This is a genomic window from Pseudarthrobacter sp. C1 (assembly GCF_034720455.1).
In the GTDB taxonomy this organism is placed as follows: domain Bacteria; phylum Actinomycetota; class Actinomycetes; order Actinomycetales; family Micrococcaceae; genus Arthrobacter.
In genome coordinates, this window is sequence record NZ_JAYESK010000005.1 from 377,429 (window position 1) to 395,546 (window position 18,118).

Consider the following 18,118-nt stretch of genomic DNA (forward strand, 5'->3'; position numbering starts at 1 on the left):
CCGGGATCTCACCCTGCCGTGGGGCGGAGGATCCCGATGAGCTGGTCTATCACCCCGGCGTCCTCGATGGTGGACGGCACCGTGTATTCCCCGCCGTCGGCAATCTGGCGCATGGTCTTGCGGAGGATCTTTCCTGACCGGGTCTTGGGCAGGGCATCCACCACAGTCACGTGCTTGAAGTCCGCCACGGCCCCGATATCCCGGCGCACCAGCGCCACCAGGTCCTTTTCCAGGACGTCCTGCGGCACGTCGACCCCGGACTTGAGCACAACATAGCCGCTGGGACGCTGGCCCTTCAGCGGATCCGCCAGGCCGATCACCGCGCACTCGGCCACGGCCGGGTGCTGCCCAATGACCTGTTCCATGGCGCCCGTGGACAGCCTGTGCCCCGCAACGTTGATGATGTCGTCGGTCCGCCCCATGACGAACACGTAGCCGTCCCCGTCCCGGTAGCCGGAGTCCCCGGTGGCGTAGCAGCCTTCGAAAGCCTGCAGGTAGGAGGAGATGTAGCGTTCGTCGTCGCCCCAGAGCGTTGCCAGCGTCCCGGGCGGCAGCGGCAGGTCCAGCACAATGTTGCCTTCGCTTCCGGGCCCCAAGTCCTCCCCGAGTCCGTCCACGATGCGGAGTTTGAACCCCGGCATGGGAACGCTGGGCGAACCCGGTTTGATCGGCAGCTCTTCCAGTCCCCGGGGATTGGCGCAGATCGCCCAGCCCGTCTCCGTCTGCCACCAGTGGTCCACCACGGGAACACGCACCGTCCGCGAGGCCCAGTGGAACGTGTCCGTGTCCAGCCGCTCCCCTGCCGTGAAGAGGGTACGCAGGCTGGAAATGTCGTAGGCGCCCAGCAGGGTTGCTTCCGGGTCCGCCTTCCGGATGGCCCGCAGTGCCGTGGGCGCCGTGAACAGGACGTTGACGCCGTGGTCCTGGACCACGCGCCAGAAAGCGCCGGCATCCGGGGTTCCAACCGGTTTTCCCTCGTAGAGGACCGTTGTGGCGCCGGCCAGCAGAGGGCCGTAGACGATATAGGAGTGCCCCACTACCCAGCCGACATCCGAGGCGGTCCACATGACGTCCCCCGGACCGATGCCGTAGATGTTGTCCAGCGTCCAACTGAGGGCGACGGCGTGTCCGCCGTTGTCCCGGACCACGCCTTTGGGCGTCCCGGTAGTACCCGAGGTGTACAGGATGTACAGCGGATCCGTAGCAGCGACATCCACCGGCCCGGCCGGTTCGGCGGCGGCCATTTCAGCATCCCAGTCCAGCCAGCCGTGCTCCGCTGCCGTGGCGGCGAAACCTTCCCGTGCCGTGACAATAACGGGGAGATCCGGCACGCCGGCCAGGGCGAGGGCGTCCGCGACGGCGGGGAGGTATTCAATGCGGCGCGACGGTTCGATTCCGCCCGAGGCAGTGACCACGAGGGCGGGGGCGGCGTCCCGAATGCGGGACGCAAGCTCCTTTGGGGCGAATCCGCCAAACACCACTGAATGCACTGCCCCAAGCCGTGCAGTTGCAAGCATGGCAATGGCGGCCTCGGGAATCATCGGCATGTAGATCACCACGCGGTCGCCCTTGCCCACGCCGCGGTTGCGGAGGGCCCCGGCAAAGCGCGCCACGAGGCCGGTGAGTTCCGCATAGCTGAACCGGCGCTGGATGCCGAGCATGGCCGAATCGAAGATCAGGGCATCCTGGTCCCCCCGGCCGGCCTCCACATGGCGGTCCAGGGCGTTGTAGGAGGTATTGAGGACACCGTCGGGAAACCAGCCGTACAGCGGCGCTTTACTGGAGTCCAGGGCGCGCCGGGGCTGCGTTGACCAGGAGACCCTTGCGGCCGCGCTGAGCCAAAACTCCCCCGGCTCCCTGAGGCTGTGTTCGTACGTGTCCCGATAGCTGTTGGTAACCATGAAGCGCATCCCGTCCACGACATTGTGATGACGCCATGCTAGCCCGGCCGTCGGAGGGAAAACAAGAGCAATGTATACATGCGTGGCGAATTTCTGCCACAGTTGCGTCCAGGGGCTGGTTTTTGTCCGGGTTCTGTATACACTGGAAAGGTCAAACCACCGAAGGAGGCAACGATGCGCGCCAGCGACAGGGCCTACGAAGCGCTGCGCGATGACATCACCGAGTGGCGCCTCCTGCCGGGCACGGTGCTGGCAGAGGTGGAACAGTCGGAACGCCTAGGCGTCTCGCGCACGCCCCTCCGGGAGGCGCTGAGCCGTCTCACGGCGGAAGGGCTGACGACGACGGCCGGCAGCCGCGGCGTCGTCGTCACCGACGTTTCACTCGACGACATCGACGAACTTTTCGAGCTCCGCGAAACCCTGGAGTGCAAAGCGGCAGCGCTCGCAGCCGAACGCGGCGACTCTGCCGTGTTCGTGCAGTTGCAGAAGGAATTCCTCGAAGCGCCCGCCCTCATCGATGGCAGCGACCCGGGCCGGCACGCTTATTACGAGCTCGCGGGGCGCCTCGATGCGGCCATCGATGCTGCTGCTTCCAACTCCTACCTGGCCCAGGCCATGCGCGGCCTGCGTGTGCACCTGGTCCGGGTCCGCAGGCTTGCCGCCGACGACGCGCACCGGCTCACTGCCGCTGCCGCCGAGCACGCGGCCATCGCCGAGGCCATCGCCGCCGGAAACCCCCGGCTGGCCGAGGCAGCCACCACGCTCCACCTGCACAGAAGCCTTTCACACGTCAAAAACACGCACACGCCCCACGACAAGGAGCACCATGGTTAAGGAACACCACGTCCGCGTTTACAAGAGCGAGGAAAACCTGCCCCGCGAGGAGCAGCTCGCCTACAAGATCGCCAAGGTAGCCACCGATCCCGTCCCGGTCACCGACGAGGTCACAGACATGGTGATCAACCGGGTGATCGACAACGCCTCGGTTGCCATCGCGTCCTTGAACCGCAGCCCCATCGTGGCCGCCCGGGCCCAGGCGCTGGCGCATGGTCCCAGCACCGGGGGCCAGGGGGCCAAGGTCTTCGGTATCGGCGAGCGCGTTTCCCCCGAATGGGCGGCATGGGCCAATGGGGTGGCGGTGCGCGAACTGGACTACCACGACACCTTCCTGGCGGCCGACTATTCGCACCCTGGCGACAACATCCCGCCGATCCTTGCCGTTGCCCAGCACACCGGGGCCAGCGGACACGACCTGGTGAGGGGCATCGCCACCGGGTACGAGATCCAGGTGAACCTGGTCAAGGCCATCTGCCTGCACAAGCACAAGATCGACCACGTGGCCCACCTGGGCCCGTCGGCTGCGGCGGGCATCGGCACGCTCCTGGGGCTCGACGTCGAGACCATCTTCCAGTCCGTGGGACAGGCACTGCACACCACCACCGCCACGCGGCAGTCGCGCAAGGGCGAAATCTCCACCTGGAAGGCGCACGCTCCGGCGTTCGCAGGGAAGATGGCCGTGGAGGCCGCGGACCGTGCCATGCGGGGCCAGACCTCGCCCGTGCCGATCTATGAAGGCGAGGACGGGGTGATCGCCTGGATGCTGGACGGCCCGGACGCCTCGTACATGGTCCCGCTGCCGGAAGCCGGGGAGGCCAAGCGCGCGATCCTGGACACGTACACCAAGGAACATTCCGCCGAGTACCAGGCCCAGGCGTGGATCGACCTCGCGCGGAAGCTGAACCGTGAGCACCCCGAGGCTACCGACCCCGCGAACGTGAAGTCCGTGCTGATCAAAACGAGCCACCACACGCACTATGTGATCGGCTCCGGCGCCAACGATCCGCAGAAGTACGATCCCAAGGCCAGCCGGGAAACCCTGGACCACTCCATCCCCTACATTTTCACGGTGGCACTGCAGGACGGCGCGTGGCACCACGTGGACTCCTACGCCCCCGAACGCGCCGCACGCCCGGACACGGTGGACCTGTGGCAGAAGGTGAGCACCGAGGAAGATCCTGAGTGGACGCGGCGCTACCATTCGCTGGACATTGCCGAGAAGGCCTTCGGCGGTTCCGTGGAGATCATCCTGGCGGACGGCACAGTCATCACGGACGAGATCGCCGTGGCCGACGCCCATCCGCTCGGCGCGCGCCCCTTCGGCCGGGAGCAGTACGTCAACAAGTTCCGCACCCTCGCCGCCGGACTGGTGGAGGAAGCAGAAATCGAAAGGTTCCTCGCCGCCGCCGAACGCCTCCCGGAACTCGCCGCCGGCGAACTGGACCAACTGAACATCACTGCGGCGCCGGGGGTCATCGACCTGGGCGCGGCACCGAAGGGCCTGTTCTGATGCTGTACTCCAAGACCACTCCGGAGCAGAAGCGGATCCGGTTCCGGGAACTCCTGGCCTCCGGGACCATCCAGCAGTTCCCGGGCGCCTTCAACCCGCTCTCGGCACGGCTGATCGAGGAGAAGGGCTTCGCCGGCGTCTACATCTCCGGCGCCGTGCTGGCCAACGACCTCGGCCTGCCGGACATCGGCCTGACTACCCTCACCGAAGTCGCCACCCGCGCCGGACAGATCGCCCGCATGACGGACCTGCCCGCCATCGTGGATGCGGACACCGGCTTCGGTGAACCCATGAACGTGGCCCGCACCGTCCAGGAAATCGAGAATGCCGGGCTGGCCGGGCTGCACATCGAGGACCAGTTCAACCCCAAGCGCTGCGGCCACCTCGACGGCAAGAACGTGGTGGACCTTGAGACTGCCACCAAGCGCATCCGCGCCGCGGCCGATGCACGCCGCGACCCGAACTTCCTCATCATGGCCCGCACCGACATCCGCGCCACCGACGGACTCGCAGCGGCCCAGGACCGGGCCCGCGCCCTCGTGGATGCCGGTGCGGACGCCATTTTCCCCGAAGCGATGGCCACCCTGGACGAGTTCCAGGCCATCCGCGACGCCGTGGACGTGCCAATCCTGGCGAACATGACGGAGTTCGGAAAGAGCGAACTCTTCACCGTGGACCAGCTCGCCGGGGTGGGCGTGAACATGGTGATTTATCCGGTGACCCTGCTCCGTAGTGCCATGGGCGCTGCTGAGCGTACGCTGGACTCGATTAAGGCTGAGGGAACACAGGAGGCACAGGTGGGCAGCATGCTGACCCGTGCGCGGCTGTACGACCTCGTTGACTACGAGGCCTACAACCGCTTCGACACCGGGGTCTTCAATTTCCAGGTCCCCGGGAAGCACTAAAAACCACCACCGCCGGCCGCGGCCGGCATCCGAAAGGCGACAGGAACAAGGGAGTTTCAGCATGGCTGAACAGGACATCAAAAAAGGTCTCGCCGGCGTCGTAGTGGATTACACATCCGTTTCGAAGGTCAACCCGGACACCAACTCACTGCTGTACCGCGGCTACCCGGTCCAGGAGCTCGCCTCCCGGTGCAGCTTCGAGGAAGTTGCGTACCTGCTCTGGAACGGGGAACTGCCCAGCCAGGACCAGCTAGCTGAATTCACTGCCCGGGAGCGGGCCGGGCGCGCCCTGGACCCGGTGGTCAAGCAGGTGGTCGATACCCTGCCCACCAGCTCGCACCCCATGGATGTCTGCCGGACAGCCGCGTCGGTGATGGGGGCCAGGCATCCGCTGGCGGAAGACTCGTCGCGGGAGGCCAACATGGCCAAAGCGGTGGACCTCTTCGCCGCCATGCCGGCCGTGGTGGCGTACGACCAGCGCCGCAGGCACGGGCAGTCCGTGGTGGAGCCCCGCGACGACCTTGGCTACTCGGCCAATTTCCTCTGGATGGCGTTTGGCGAGGAGCAGGTACCGGAGGTGGTGGAGGCCTTCAACGTTTCCATGATCCTGTACGCCGAGCACAGCTTTAACGCCTCGACGTTCACGGCACGGGTCATCACGTCCACCCTCTCGGACCTGCACTCGGCGGTCACCGGAGCCATCGGTGCGCTGAAGGGACCACTGCACGGCGGAGCCAACGAGGCCGTCATGCACACCTTCGACGAGATCGGGATCCGGCCCGAGGAGTCCCTTGAGGAGGCAGCAGCCCGGGCCAAGGCGTGGATGGAGAATGCGCTCGCCCAGAAGAGGAAAGTGATGGGCTTCGGCCACCGCGTGTACAAGCACGGCGACTCCAGGGTGCCCACCATGAAGGCTGCGCTGGATAAGATGATCGCCCACTACGGGCGGCCCGAGATCCTGGGCCTGTACCAGGGGCTTGAAACCGCCATGGACGAAGCCAAGGCCATCAAGCCCAACCTCGACTACCCGGCAGGGCCCACCTACCACCTGATGGGCTTCGACACCGCAACGTTCACTCCCCTGTTCGTTGCCAGCCGCATCACGGGCTGGACGGCGCACATCATGGAGCAGCTGGACTCCAACTCGCTGATCCGGCCGCTGAGCGAGTACAACGGCCCCGAGGAGCGGCACCTGCCGTAGGCGCCGCTGCTGCGGAAACCACGACGACGGCGGGAGGGCGCTGCGGTGCCCGGCCCGCCGTCGGCGTCTAACGGCTTAAGGCAGCAGGCTTTCCGAGGAGGCGACGGCCTCGTTGTCGTTGTCCATGGTCACCACGATGTTGACGCTGCCTCCCTCCAGCACCACCGGCAGCCAGTGGTCCGCATCCTGCCACATCCGGTCAACGGGCAGCGCGGCGGTATCGAACCAGGCGGGAGCGATCTCGGTGCTTTCGGTGGGTTCGCCTTCCCAGCGGACAGCGGTGAACAGACGGGTGTCCATGTCCCACTCCGGCTTGGCAGGAAACACGAAGCGCACCACCCCGGCATCCCGAAGGTCCTCGTGCCGGAGCCCGACGTCGGTTTCCTCCCGCACCTCGCGGATCACTGCTTCCGCTTCGGTCTCCCCCACTTCGACGTGCCCGCCGATGCCGACAATCTTTCCGCGCCCGAAGCCGGTCTTCTTCAGCCCCAGCAGGACCTGGGAAACGCCGTCCACCTCTTGGAGCAGGAAACACAGTGCCACTGCAGCGGCCGCCATGCTCAGCCCAGCGCCCGGGGGTGCGCGGCAGCGTAGATCTCCCGCAGGGTATCGGCAGTGACAAGGGTATACACCTGGGTGGTGGTCACCGAGGCATGGCCCAGGAGTTCCTGGACCACGCGGACGTCGGCGCCGCCTTCGAGCAGGTGGGTGGCGAAGGAGTGCCGGAGGGTGTGCGGGGAGACGTCCTTGGTGATGTTCGCCTTTTCGGCTGCTGCCTTGAGGATGGTCCAGGCACTCTGGCGGCTGATGCGGCCGCCGCGGGCGTTCAGGAACAGTGCGGGCGTGCCCTTTCCCTTGGCCGCCAGCAGGGGACGTCCGCGCACCAGGTAGGCGTCCAGTGCCCGGGCGCCGTACGAGCCGAGGGGTACCAGCCGTTCCTTGGACCCCTTGCCGAAGAGCCGCACGATGGCCGGGCCCGATTCGGCCTCCGCCAAGGAAATGTCGTCAACGTCCAGGCCCACGGCCTCACTGATCCGCGCCCCGGTGGAATACAGGAACTCAAGGAGGGCCCGGTCGCGCAGCCCCGTTGCCGTGTCCGTTCCCGCCGCCTCAAGGATCCTGGTCACCTCGTCGACGCTGATGGCCTTGGGCAGCCGTTTCCCGGGCATCGGCGGGTGGACCTCACTGGCAGGGTCGAAGGGGGTATGCCCCTCCAGGGCCCAGAACTTGTGGAGCCCTCGCACTGCCACCACGGTCCTGGCCGCGGACCGCACTCCCAGGGCGGTGCCGCCGTCGGAACCGTCAGAAAGGGCCTGGACGAATCCCGTCACGTGGCGCCGGGTGACCTCCTCCGGGCGGCGGCAGCCGGCGGCGGAAAGGTAACGGGAGTAGCGGGCAAGATCCCGCCGGTAGGCAGCCAGGGTGTTGGCCGCGAGTCCGCGCTCCACACCCATGTGCTGGAGGTAGTCGGTGATGCCGCGGTCAACGGCGGTTGGCGGGGCAGGCGGTGGTACGGAATCCTGGACCGGCGTTGCCGGGGCGGGCCCTGCGGGGGCCAGCCCGGCGGAGGAAGTGGGGACCATCAGCGCTGGCTGGGGTGGGCCGGCCACGGCGCATCCGCTGGACGGAGGCCTTCATACCCGCCGGCGCGGGCCGCGGCCGCTGCCAGGATTCCGACGACGGCGGACGGGTTGTGGAGCCTGCCGGCCAGCACCGACGCCACGGCGTCGTCCAGGCTGATCCAGTGGAACTCGATCTCGGCTTCCTCATCCGTCCGCTCGTGGCGTTCGTGGTGGGGTATGTCGATGAGGTCCCGGGCAAGGTAGATCCTGATGGCCTCGCTGGAGGACCCGGGGGAATTGAAGAAGTCGGCCAGGACGTTCCACGTTCCCGCGGCAAGGTCCGCTTCCTCGGCCAGTTCGCGGGCGGCCCCGACCACGAAGTCCTCCCCTTCGATATCCAGCAGGCCGGCCGGGATTTCCCAGAGGTCCATGCCCACCGGGTGGCGGTATTGCCTGAGTAGGAGGATTTCGCCGTCGGCGTTCATGGGCAGGACCGCGACTGCCCCGGGGTGGTCGATGTAGTCGCGGGTCAGGGCCTCACCGGTCTCCTGCAGCTGGAAACTGTCGCTGACCACGTCCCAGATCCGGCCCTCGTAGACCTTCTCGGTAGACAAAAGACGGCGCGGGCTCGGTGCATCCGAAACCTGCTTTGCAGCAGGGGTGTTTTCAGGTGTGCCGGGCATCGCGCCGTCCTTTTTCTGTTGGAACTACTTAGCGGCTACCGTACCGGAATGCTCGGCCTCGACAGCGCCGACCCCCACGGTGGCGGCCGTGTCGGAGCCCCGCTGGTGGTCCAGCGCGGCCTTCACCAGGCCGGCGAACAGCGGGTGCGGCCGGGTGGGGCGCGAGCTCAGCTCGGGGTGCGCCTGGGTGGCCACGTAGTACGGGTGGACGTCAGCGGGCAGTTCGACGAACTCCACGAGCTTGCCGTCCGGTGACGTGCCGGAGAAGACCAGGCCCGCGGCCGCGATCTGCTCGCGGTACTTGTTGTTGACCTCGTAGCGGTGGCGGTGGCGTTCGCTGACGGTGGTCTTGCCGTAGGTTTCGGCGATGACGGATCCGGCGTCGAGCTTGGCTTCGTAAAGGCCCAGGCGCATGGTGCCGCCGAGGTCGCCGCGACCCTCGACGAACTCCAGCTGCTCTTCCATGGTGGCGATGACCGGGTACTTGGAATCAGGCTCGAACTCGCTGGAAGACGCACCTTCCAGCCCCACCACGTTGCGGGCGTATTCGATCACCATGCACTGCAGGCCCAGGCACAGTCCCAGGACGGGCAGCTTGGTTTCGCGGGCGAACTTCAGGGCGCCGAGCTTGCCTTCAAGTCCGCGGATGCCGAAGCCGCCGGGAACGCAAATGGCGTCGACGCCGTCGAGCGCCTTGATAGCGCCCTCGCGGGTTTCGCATTCGTCCGAGGGGACCCAGCGGATCTTGACCTTGGTGTCGTTGGCGAAGCCGCCGGCACGCAGGGCCTCTGTCACTGACAGGTAGGCGTCGGGCAGGTCGATGTACTTGCCCACCAGCGCGATCTCAACCTCGTGCTTGGGGTTGTGCACGGCTTCGAGCAGCTTGTCCCAGCTGGTCCAGTCCACGTCCTTGAACGGCAGGTCCAGGGCGCGCACGATGTACGAGTCCAGTCCCTGCGTGTGGAGGGTCTTGGGGATGTCGTAGATGCTGGGGGCATCGGCGGCGTTCACCACGGCGTCGATGTCGACGTCGCACATCCGGCCGATCTTTTCCCGCATCGCGTCGGGCACCTCGCGGTCCGAGCGGATAACGATCGCCTCAGGCTGGATGCCGATGGACCGCAGGGCTGCGACGGAGTGCTGGGTGGGCTTGGTCTTCAGCTCCTGGGACGGCCCGATGTACGGGACCAACGAGACGTGGAGGAAGAACACGTTGGTGCGGCCGATGTCCTGGCGCACCTGGCGGGCCGATTCGAGGAACGGCTGGGATTCGATGTCCCCCACCGTGCCGCCGATTTCGGTGATGATGACGTCCGGGGCGTTCTTGCCCTCGGCGGGCAGGCGCATCCGGCGCTTGATCTCATCCGTGATGTGCGGGATGACCTGGACGGTGTCCCCGAGGTACTCGCCGCGGCGTTCCTTGGCGATGACCGTGGAGTACACCTGCCCCGTGGTTACGTTCGCCGAACCTTCCAGGTTTTCGTCCAGGAAGCGCTCGTAGTGTCCGATGTCCAGGTCCGTTTCGGCGCCGTCGTCGGTGACGAAGACTTCGCCGTGCTGGAAGGGGTTCATGGTGCCCGGATCCACGTTCAGGTAGGGATCCAGCTTCTGCATAGTTACAGACAGGCCACGCGCACGCAACAGGTGACCGAGGCTTGATGCCGTCAGTCCTTTACCGAGCGAGGACGCCACACCACCGGTTACGAAGATGTGTTTGGTCGTCTTGGACGAGCCCGGGAACCGGGAATTTACACGGGAATTTGATCGCTGCACCACGGAATTCGAGCCTATCATCATTTGAGCCTTCCACGGATCGCTGGGAGTGCTTCCCAAATGCCCAAGTCTGCCGGTCCGGCCGCCCCGGGAGCAAGGGGTGACCGGTGGCCGGCACCCCGGCAAGGCCGGGTTTCAGGCCCGCTGCGGCAGCAGTTTCGCGTCGTCCAGCAGTTCCTGGGCGTGGGCCTGCGCCGACTCCGAATCCTCCTGGCCGGCCAGCATGCGCGCCAGTTCACGGACCCGTTCGGAACCGTCAAGGAGGCGGACATCACTTGAGGTGAACCCCGTGGCTGTTTTGCCGTCGGCTCCCCGGACGGAGGTTTTGGTGACCGTGATGTGCTGGTCCGCGAAGGCGGCCACCTGCGGAAGGTGCGTGACCACCAGCACCTGGACGTGGCGGGCCAGCATGGCCAGCCTGCGGCCGATCTCGACGGCGGCACGTCCGCCCACGCCGGCGTCCACCTCGTCGAAGACGAAAGTGGGAACGGGGTCCACGGCAGCCAGCACCACCTCAATGGCGAGCATGACGCGCGAGAGTTCACCGCCGGACGCGCCCTTGCCCAACGGCCGGGCGGTCGCACCGGAGTGGGGCTGCAACAGGAAGCTGATCTCGTCCGTGCCATATGGGGTTAGCTGGCCGGCGGGGGCGATGGTGATGACGAGGGTGGCATCGGCCATGGCCAGCGCCTTTAGCTCGGCGCTTACCCGGGCCGAAAGGTCCTTGGCGGCCTTGGCCCTGACCTTGCTGATTGCGGCGGCCTGCTTCTTCAGGTCCGCCTCAGCCTTCACCACTTCGGCGTCCAGGGTTTCGATCCGGGTTGAGTCGTCCTGCAGTTCGTCGTAGCGGACGCGGGCGTTCTCCGCCCAGACGAGCACCTCGTCAATGGTCGGTGCATATTTGCGGACCAGTTTGGCCAGGGCGGCCCGCCGGTCCTCAATTTCCGCGAGCCGTTCCGGCCCCTCCGTGTCCAGGCCGGCCTGGTAGCTGGCCAGCTCCGTGGCGATGTCGTTGAGCAGGAAGCCCACCTCAGCCAGCCGCGCAGCCGCTGAGCCGAGCTCGGCGTCGTGCTCTGCCACATGCTCAAGAGTCCGCTTGGCGGAATCAACCAGGGTGGTGGCGTCCCCCGCTTCGCCGAAGTCCTCAGCGATAAGCGCCTGGTGGGCGGTGCTCGCTGCGATGCGGAGCTCCTCCACGTTGGCGAGCTTTACGGCCTCGGCCTTGAGCAGCTCGTCCTCCCCCGGCTGCGGATCCACCTCATCAATCTCAGCCAGGGCGGTCTCCAGGGACTCGGCCTCACGCAGCCTGTCGCGGGCGGCAGTGCGGAGGCTGTCCAGCTCCGCCTGGCTGGACTTCCAGTGGTTGTAGAGGTCCTGGTAGGCGGCCAGCGGACCGGCCAGCGATTCACCGGCGAACTTGTCCAGGGCGCCCCGCTGGGCGGCGGCTCCCTTGAGCCGGATCTGGTCCGACTGGCCGTGGACCACCACCAGGGTCTCGCCGATCTCGGCAAGGACACCCACCGGCGCCGCCCTGCCGCCCAGGAAGGCACGGCTGCGGCCGTCGGAACCAAGGCGACGGGCAAGGATCAGCTCCGCGCCGCCGTCGAACTCCTCCGTCTCGGCACCCGCCTCCAAAGCCCTGGCTATGGCGGGATGGCCGGCGTCGAGCTTGAGCACTGCCTCGGCGGTGGCACTCTTGGCACCGCTCCGCACCGCCCCGGCGTCGGAGCGGGCACCCAGCAGGAGCCCGACGGCGGTGACCACCATGGTCTTGCCCGCACCCGTCTCACCGGTCACCACGCTCAGGCCCGGCCCCAGCGGCAGCGTTGCGTCAGCAATGACGCCCAGATCGCGGATTCTCAGTTCTTCAAGCATGGCTTCACTTTGCGGTCGGCGGATCGGTTTCGACATCGGGCTGGCCCGCTTGCGGTACCTGGAGCGGGGGCATGGGGCGGGGCGTCCGGATGATGGGGATGGGGCCGGTGTGAACGGACTCAGCCTTGGGGGCCGGGCCGCGCCAGCCGTGAATGGGCAGCTGGAATTTCCGGACCAGCCGCGCGGAAAACGGCGTCTGGTGCGTGCGCGCCAGCCGCACCGGAGTGGCGGACTTCGTGACCTCCACCCTGGCTCCCGGGGGCAGGTCCACTGACCGCCTGCCGTCACACCAGAGGACGCCCAGGGCATCCGTACGGTTCAGGACTTCCACCGCCAACCGCGAGCGGGGCGAGACCACCAGGGGTTTCGCGAAGAGGGCATGGGCGCTGATGGGGACGATGACCAGGGCCTCCACCTCGGGCCAGACCACCGGGCCGCCGGCGGAAAAGCCGTACGCGGTGGAACCCGTGGGCGTGGCCAGCACGATGCCGTCGCAGCCGAAGGACGTCAGCGGACGCTCATCCACCTCGGTGACCACCTCCAGCATGCGTTCGCGGTTGGCCTTCTCGATGGCGGCCTCATTCAGCGCCCACGTGTGCCAGATCTTCTGGCCGCGCACCCAGACCTGGACATCGATGGTCATGCGCTCTTCCACCGTGTACTCACGGCTGGCAATCCATTCCACCGTCTGGGCCAGGTCCGCCCGCTCACTTTCGGCGAGGAAGCCCACATGGCCAAGGTTCACCCCGAGCAGCGGAACGTCCACCTCACGGACAAGCTCGGCCGCGCGCAGGATGGTGCCGTCGCCCCCGAGGACCATGACAAGTTCAACGTCCGGGAGCTGGACGTGGTCGTGGAGGATCTCCACGGGCTGGGCCAGGTGTCCGAAGAACCGCTCCATGTCCCCGAGTTCGGACTCCTGCATGACCGGCACAATGCCCGAGGCATGCAGCAGGGCGCACGCCTCCCAGGCGGCCTTCAGTGAGTCCTCGCGGCCGGTATGGGCGAGGACCAGTACACGCCTGCTCATCAGGTTCCGCTCTCTAGTGGTTCGGCCAGATTCGTCCGAGCAAGGCAGCGGCCGCTGCCTCCCGCTCTTCGATCTTAGGCAAGTCTTGGCTCATCCTGCGTCTTATCCACAGGAAGTATTCAACGTTTCCGTCCTGGCCCGGCAGCGGACTCTGCGCGAGGCCCCTTAGGTCAAGCCCGGCGTCGAGCGCAGCCCTGGCCACCTTCTCCACCGCCAGCCGCCGTTCCCGCTCGGAGGTGACCACGCCGGTCCGTCCCAGCCGGTCCTTTCCGATTTCAAACTGCGGCTTCACCATCAGCACAAGGTCACCTCCGGGCTCGGTGCAGAGAGCCAGCGGCTGCACCACCAGGGTGAGGGAGATGAAGGACAGGTCAGCCACGGTAAGCGATGCGGGGCCGCCAATGTCCGCGGGCGACATGTAGCGGACGTTGAGTCCTTCGTGGACCTCCACGCGGGGATCCTCCCTGAGCTGGGGCACCAGCTGGCCATGCCCGACGTCGACCGCCACCACGTGCGCGGCACCGCGCCTCAGCAGCACGTCCGTGAAGCCGCCCGTGGAGGCTCCGGCGTCGAGGCACCTTTTCCCCGCTGCCGAGACCTCGGGGAAGGCGTCAAGGGCACCGGCCAGCTTGTGTCCTGCCCGGCTGGCGTAGGCGTCCTGTTCATCATGCTGAACGGCAAGGTCCCGGCCCTCATCAACCTGGAGGGACGCCTTGGCGAGCACCTGCCCGGCGGAACTGACCTTGCCCTCGGCGATCAGGGCGGCCGCGTGGGTGCGGGACCGGGCAAGGCCACGGGCCACCAACGCCTGGTCGAGGCGCACCGGCATCAGGCGGCGCCGTCCGTCGGATCAGTGCTTCCATGCTCACTGTTGGCGGGGTCGCTGTTGGCGGGTGCGCTGTTGGCGGGGTCGCTGTTGGCGGGGTCGCTGTTCAGCGCGGCCAGCAGTTCATCGTGAAGTTCGCTGTAAACGGTCTCGTGCTCCGCCACCGGAACCTGCGGCAAGGCTTCAAGCCGTGCCAGGGCCTGCGCCACTACCGGGTCCGTGACACCTGCACCGCCGGTTCCAGGCCAGTCCGGGGAAGGCTGGGCTGCTGCGGGGAGGGGTTCGGTCAGCTCAGTCATTCCACCAGTCTAGTGATCCAGCCAGACGAGTTCAGGCGCCTGGGGTGCGGCGGCGTCCGGGGTGGCTGCCCACCAGGCTGCACACGCGGCCCGCCAGGAATCCAGGTTGTCCTGGCTGCCGATGATGCCCACCGCACCGTTGGCCACCCGGGCCGTGGCCTCGCCGCAGGAGTAGGTGCCGTCGTCGTGTGTGACCTCCGGGTACACCCGGTGCAGGTCCCCAAGGGAGCTGATGATGTAGTCCGGGCGTTCGGCGGCACGGGCAGCCAGGATGGTTTGCCGGGTGTCGACGCCGGTCAGTACCGCCACCGTGGCGAAGCCTGCGTTGTTTCCGCCCAGGATGTCGGTGTCCAGGCGGTCTCCCACCACCAGGGGGCGTTCCGCGCCAAGCCGCTTGGCGGCGGAGTGGAAGAGCGGCGCTTCGGGCTTGCCGGCCACGCGCGGGGTTTGGCCCGTTGCGGCTGCCACGGCCTGCACCAGCGTGCCGTTTCCCGGAGCGATGCCGCGGGCCTGCGGTATGGACATGTCCGTGTTGGTGGCCACCCACAGGGCGCCCGCGTTCACCACGTAAGTGGCTTCGGCCAGGTCCTTCCACCCGATCTCGGGGTTGAATCCCTGGACCACCGCCACCGGGTCCTCCTCCTGGCCGTACACCGGCACGAGCCCCACGAGTTCGATCTCCGCGGCCAGCGCCGGACTGCCGGTGATGAGTACCCTGGAGCCCGGAGCCAGCAGTGAGGCGAGCAGGTCTGCAGCGGCCTGGGAGGAACTGACCACCTGATGGTCCTCGGCGGGCGCCCCGAGTTCCCGGAGGTGGGCAGCCACCTGCGCCGGTGACCGGGACGCGTTGTTGGTCACGTAGCCCAGACCCACGCCAAGGCCGGAGAGCTGCTTCAGGGACTCAACCGCACCGGGGATGGCGTGCGGTCCGGCATAGACCACGCCGTCCAGATCTGCCAGGAGGGCGTCGAACAGGGAAATCAGGGGAACGGCACTCATGCGTCAGTCTTCCCGGCGGTCCTGCTGGTCCCCGGCCTGGTCTTCCAGATCGGGTTCGCCGTCACGTCCGGCTTCGGCTCCATCTGCGGCCTCCCCGGAGGTTTCCAGCTCGTCCGGCTCCACCGAGTCTTCGTCGGACTCGGCGTCGTCGGAGGCGAAGTAGTCACTCTCCTGGTCCTCGATGGCGGTGTCCTGCTGTTCAGCGGACTCGGCAGCGAAGTCGGCTCCAGCTGCACCGGCGGCTGAGGCGGCATCGGTAGAGGATACGGCGCTTGTGGCGGTTTCCGATGCCTGGGACGCGCGCTCCAGCAGGCGGCGGCGTTCGGCTTCTTCCCTGGCCTCTTCTTCTTCATCCCAGCCGAGGTCGATGATGTCCGGTTCCTCGTCCACGCCCTGGCCCAGTGCGTTCTCGGCCACAACGGCCTGCTTCCGCCATTTCTCGGCTTCAGCTTCGCGGCCTACGCCGGCGAGGGCGTCGGCGTAGGCACGGAAAAGCCGGGGGCTGTAGGAGAAGGCCCGGTTGATGTCCAGTTGCGGGATTTCCAGTTCGGCTACGGCAGCGTCCAGCTGTCCGAGGTCGGTCCGGGCACCTGCGGCAACGATAGCGAGTTCGACTTTGCCGGGAGCGTCCAGGTCCTGGGCTTCCTCGGACCGGGCCACGTCCAGCGCACGGTCCGGGCGCCCCAACCCTCGTTCACAGTCGGCCATGACCGGAAGGTGGACGTTGGAGCCGCTGATGCGGCGGTAGGTGCGGAATTCGCGCAGGGCCTCGCCGTAGTGGCCGGCTGCGTACGCCGTCAGTCCGACGGCTTCGCGGACGGCGGCGAGCCGGCCCCCACGCCGGCTGGCAGCCAGGGCGTGCTGGAACGCGAGTTCCGGCTCTTCATCGATCAGCCTGCCGGCCATGACCAGGTGGCGGGCCACCCACTCAGCACTTTTTGCTTCCAGGGTCTTGATCTGGTGCTGGGTTGCGCGGTCCAGTTCCTTGCCAGTGACGTCCTCGTCGATTTCGGGAGAACGTTCCCGGTCCGGGCGGTTGGCGCTCCGGAGGTCCCGGGCGTTGGGCACGCGGACGGGACGGTCTTCCTGGCGGTCCCGCCCAAAGTTGCGGGGTCCGGCACCTTCCCGGCTGGAGCCCCGATCGAAACTTCGGGGTGCTCGGTCCTGGCGGTCGCCGCGGCCGGCGCGGTCGCCCCGATCGGGCCGTTCGGTCCGTTCACCGAAAGGCTTCCGGTTCTCTCCCCCGCCGAAGCTGCGACGGTCGCCCTCGCCGTCACGGCGGGGACGGTCACCAAAAGGCTTCTTGTCACGGTCCCCGAACGGCTTCCGGTCACGATCGCCGAACGGCTTCCGGTCACGGTCCCCAAACGGCTTACGCTCACCCTCGCCGTCACGGCGCGGACGGTCACCAAAGGACCGGTTCTCACGGTCCCCGTAAGGCTTGCGGTCACGGTCTCCGAACGGCTTACGCTCTCCAGCACCGAAAGGCTTACGCTCACCCTCGCCGTCACGGCGCGGACGGTCACCAAAAGGCTTCTTGTCACGGTCCCCGAACGGCTTCCGGTCACGATCTCCAAACGGCTTACGCTCCCCCGAACCGAAGGGCTTACGCTCTCCAGCACCGAAAGGCTTACGCTCACCTTCCCCGTCACGGCGCGGACGGTCACCAAAAGGCTTCTTGTCACGGTCCCCAAACGGCTTACGCTCACCGCCGCCTGAGGCAGGGCCGGAATCGCTGTTGTCGCGGCTGCTGCGGGAACGGAATCCACGCGGATCGCCGCCTGAGTTGTTGTTGCCGCGGAAGGCGCCGCGGTCATTTCCGCCGCGGTTGCCGCCGTTGTGCTCAGCCATGTGGATTCCTCCTGTTGTGAGCCGACCACTGGCGCAACTGCAGCCGCTCGTATCCGTGTTTCGTTTCCTACGCAACCCGAAATCAAGCGCTTCGAAGTCCGTACATCTTCATCAATTCTAGTGGAGTCGCCCAACCGGGCAGTACGGTAAAAGCCCAGGCGCCGGCATCGTGGCAAGATTCACACGCTCTCTCAGTTGATGCGGGTTTTTCGGCGATGCTCTCTCGGTTGATGCGGGGTTTCCTGGGGTGCTCTCGCAGTTTGGCGCTGGTGGTCGACGGCGGCCCGGCCGGGCAGTGAGAGAGGGACCCACGGGGGGTGCGTTAAGTGAGAGAGGGTCCCCCGGGAGGGGGCGTTAAGTGAGAGAGGGAACCCCGGGAGGGGGCGTTAAGTGAGAGAGGGTCCCACGGGAGGGGGCGTTAAATGCGGGAGGCCCCAACCTGGTGGTTGGGGCCTCGACCTAATGGTTGTCCGGCGGTGACCTACTCTCCCACACCCTCCCGGGTGCAGTACCATCGGCGCTGTGGGTCTTAGCTTCCGGGTTCGGAATGGGACCGGGCGTTTCCCCCACGCTATGACCGCCGTAACCTTGTTACCCGTCCGCCCGGGTGTGTCCCCGGGGGTGGGAAGTGTTGTGGTTACAACATGCTTTCCTGCCCGTGTGAGGGCAGGGTGGTGTTGTTATTCAGTTGGTGTTCCCTGCAACAAATGGTTTGTTGTTCGGGAACCACATAGTGGACGCAAGCAGTCTTGTTTTTTCTTTTTACCAACCCTGGTGTGGAACCGCTTTTGAACCGGTTTCACGGGTGTGGTGTGTGGTGTAAGTTATCGGCCTATTAGTACCGGTCAGCTTCACGAGTCGTTAGT

15 protein-coding genes and 1 rRNA gene are annotated in these 18,118 nt (G+C 66.9%); 4 read left to right on the forward strand and 12 right to left on the reverse strand.

Annotation, left to right across the window (positions count from 1 at the left end):
- Positions 1-8: 8 nt before the first annotated feature.
- Positions 9-1,901, reverse strand: coding sequence for an AMP-binding protein (locus U7114_RS11460; protein WP_157238535.1), 1,893 nt, complete (start codon positions 1,899-1,901; stop codon positions 9-11).
- 174 nt (positions 1,902-2,075) lie between these two features.
- Here U7114_RS11460 and U7114_RS11465 point away from each other — a divergent pair, with 174 nt between their 5' ends.
- The 4 genes from U7114_RS11465 (at position 2,076) to U7114_RS11480 (ending at position 6,354) form a co-directional block, all read left to right on the forward strand.
- A complete protein-coding gene (locus tag U7114_RS11465; RefSeq protein WP_157238536.1) occupies positions 2,076-2,735 on the forward strand; it encodes a GntR family transcriptional regulator in 660 nt (219 codons plus the stop codon).
- Entirely contained in the window at positions 2,728-4,248 is a 1,521-nt protein-coding gene (locus tag U7114_RS11470) for an MmgE/PrpD family protein (RefSeq protein ID WP_323057405.1), read from the forward strand. The genes U7114_RS11465 and U7114_RS11470 overlap by 8 nt, the downstream gene beginning before the upstream one ends.
- On the forward strand, positions 4,248-5,153 hold the full coding sequence (prpB, locus tag U7114_RS11475) for a methylisocitrate lyase (RefSeq protein ID WP_157238538.1): 906 nt from the start codon (positions 4,248-4,250) through the stop codon (positions 5,151-5,153). The genes U7114_RS11470 and prpB overlap by 1 nt, the downstream gene beginning before the upstream one ends.
- Positions 5,154-5,214: 61 nt before the next feature.
- The gene (locus tag U7114_RS11480) at positions 5,215-6,354 is read left to right on the forward strand and encodes a bifunctional 2-methylcitrate synthase/citrate synthase (RefSeq protein WP_157238539.1); all 1,140 of its coding nucleotides are present in this window, start codon (positions 5,215-5,217) and stop codon (positions 6,352-6,354) included.
- Between the two features lie 75 nt (positions 6,355-6,429).
- Here the strand turns inward: U7114_RS11480 and U7114_RS11485 are convergent, their stop codons facing one another.
- From U7114_RS11485 to rrf, 11 genes are all read right to left on the reverse strand, one after another.
- Positions 6,430-6,912 carry an 8-oxo-dGTP diphosphatase gene (locus tag U7114_RS11485; RefSeq protein WP_157238540.1) on the reverse strand — a complete coding sequence of 161 codons (483 nt, stop codon included), beginning with the start codon at positions 6,910-6,912 and terminating at the stop codon, positions 6,430-6,432.
- Positions 6,913-6,914: 2 nt separating this feature from the next.
- Positions 6,915-7,937, reverse strand: coding sequence for a site-specific tyrosine recombinase XerD (xerD, locus tag U7114_RS11490; RefSeq protein ID WP_323057406.1), 1,023 nt, complete (start codon positions 7,935-7,937; stop codon positions 6,915-6,917).
- Entirely contained in the window at positions 7,937-8,599 is a 663-nt protein-coding gene (locus U7114_RS11495; protein ID WP_157238542.1) for an NUDIX domain-containing protein, read from the reverse strand. Before U7114_RS11495 ends, xerD begins: the two co-directional genes overlap by 1 nt.
- 24 nt (positions 8,600-8,623) lie before the next feature.
- On the reverse strand, positions 8,624-10,393 hold the full coding sequence (locus tag U7114_RS11500; RefSeq protein WP_157242551.1) for a CTP synthase: 1,770 nt from the start codon (positions 10,391-10,393) through the stop codon (positions 8,624-8,626).
- 114 nt (positions 10,394-10,507) lie between these two features.
- Positions 10,508-12,247 carry a DNA repair protein RecN gene (gene recN / locus U7114_RS11505; RefSeq protein WP_323057407.1) on the reverse strand — a complete coding sequence of 580 codons (1,740 nt, stop codon included), beginning with the start codon at positions 12,245-12,247 and terminating at the stop codon, positions 10,508-10,510.
- A gap of 4 nt (positions 12,248-12,251) precedes the next feature.
- Positions 12,252-13,277: an NAD kinase gene (locus U7114_RS11510; protein ID WP_157238544.1), complete on the reverse strand. Its 1,026-nt coding sequence runs from the start codon at positions 13,275-13,277 to the stop codon at positions 12,252-12,254.
- Between the two features lie 13 nt (positions 13,278-13,290).
- Complete coding sequence (locus tag U7114_RS11515; protein WP_323057408.1) at positions 13,291-14,106, reverse strand: TlyA family RNA methyltransferase; 816 nt, start codon at positions 14,104-14,106, stop codon at positions 13,291-13,293.
- Complete coding sequence (locus U7114_RS11520; protein WP_323057409.1) at positions 14,106-14,402, reverse strand: hypothetical protein; 297 nt, start codon at positions 14,400-14,402, stop codon at positions 14,106-14,108. Before U7114_RS11520 ends, U7114_RS11515 begins: the two co-directional genes overlap by 1 nt.
- A 9-nt stretch (positions 14,403-14,411) precedes the next feature.
- Positions 14,412-15,401, reverse strand: coding sequence for an HAD-IIA family hydrolase (locus tag U7114_RS11525; protein ID WP_323057410.1), 990 nt, complete (start codon positions 15,399-15,401; stop codon positions 14,412-14,414).
- 3 nt (positions 15,402-15,404) lie between these two features.
- On the reverse strand, positions 15,405-17,252 hold the full coding sequence (locus U7114_RS11530) for a hypothetical protein (RefSeq protein WP_321215897.1): 1,848 nt from the start codon (positions 17,250-17,252) through the stop codon (positions 15,405-15,407).
- A gap of 468 nt (positions 17,253-17,720) precedes the next feature.
- A 5S ribosomal RNA gene (rrf, locus tag U7114_RS11535) occupies positions 17,721-17,837 on the reverse strand.
- Positions 17,838-18,118: the final 281 nt, after the last annotated feature.

Excerpts from the sequence above, each read along its gene's own strand:
- U7114_RS11460 (WP_157238535.1), bottom strand. The coding sequence starts at position 1,901 with ATGGTTACCAACAGCTATCGGGACACGTACGAACACAGCCTCAGGGAG.
- U7114_RS11465 (WP_157238536.1), top strand. The coding sequence starts at position 2,076 with ATGCGCGCCAGCGACAGGGCCTACGAAGCGCTGCGCGATGACATCACC.
- U7114_RS11470 (WP_323057405.1), top strand. The coding sequence starts at position 2,728 with ATGGTTAAGGAACACCACGTCCGCGTTTACAAGAGCGAGGAAAACCTG.
- prpB (WP_157238538.1), top strand. The coding sequence starts at position 4,248 with ATGCTGTACTCCAAGACCACTCCGGAGCAGAAGCGGATCCGGTTCCGG.
- U7114_RS11480 (WP_157238539.1), top strand. The coding sequence starts at position 5,215 with ATGGCTGAACAGGACATCAAAAAAGGTCTCGCCGGCGTCGTAGTGGAT.
- U7114_RS11485 (WP_157238540.1), bottom strand. The coding sequence starts at position 6,912 with ATGGCGGCCGCTGCAGTGGCACTGTGTTTCCTGCTCCAAGAGGTGGAC.
- xerD (WP_323057406.1), bottom strand. The coding sequence starts at position 7,937 with ATGGTCCCCACTTCCTCCGCCGGGCTGGCCCCCGCAGGGCCCGCCCCG.
- U7114_RS11495 (WP_157238542.1), bottom strand. The coding sequence starts at position 8,599 with ATGCCCGGCACACCTGAAAACACCCCTGCTGCAAAGCAGGTTTCGGAT.
- U7114_RS11500 (WP_157242551.1), bottom strand. The coding sequence starts at position 10,393 with ATGATAGGCTCGAATTCCGTGGTGCAGCGATCAAATTCCCGTGTAAAT.
- recN (WP_323057407.1), bottom strand. The coding sequence starts at position 12,247 with ATGCTTGAAGAACTGAGAATCCGCGATCTGGGCGTCATTGCTGACGCA.
- U7114_RS11510 (WP_157238544.1), bottom strand. The coding sequence starts at position 13,277 with ATGAGCAGGCGTGTACTGGTCCTCGCCCATACCGGCCGCGAGGACTCA.
- U7114_RS11515 (WP_323057408.1), bottom strand. The coding sequence starts at position 14,106 with ATGCCGGTGCGCCTCGACCAGGCGTTGGTGGCCCGTGGCCTTGCCCGG.
- U7114_RS11520 (WP_323057409.1), bottom strand. The coding sequence starts at position 14,402 with ATGACTGAGCTGACCGAACCCCTCCCCGCAGCAGCCCAGCCTTCCCCG.
- U7114_RS11525 (WP_323057410.1), bottom strand. The coding sequence starts at position 15,401 with ATGAGTGCCGTTCCCCTGATTTCCCTGTTCGACGCCCTCCTGGCAGAT.
- U7114_RS11530 (WP_321215897.1), bottom strand. The coding sequence starts at position 17,252 with ATGGCTGAGCACAACGGCGGCAACCGCGGCGGAAATGACCGCGGCGCC.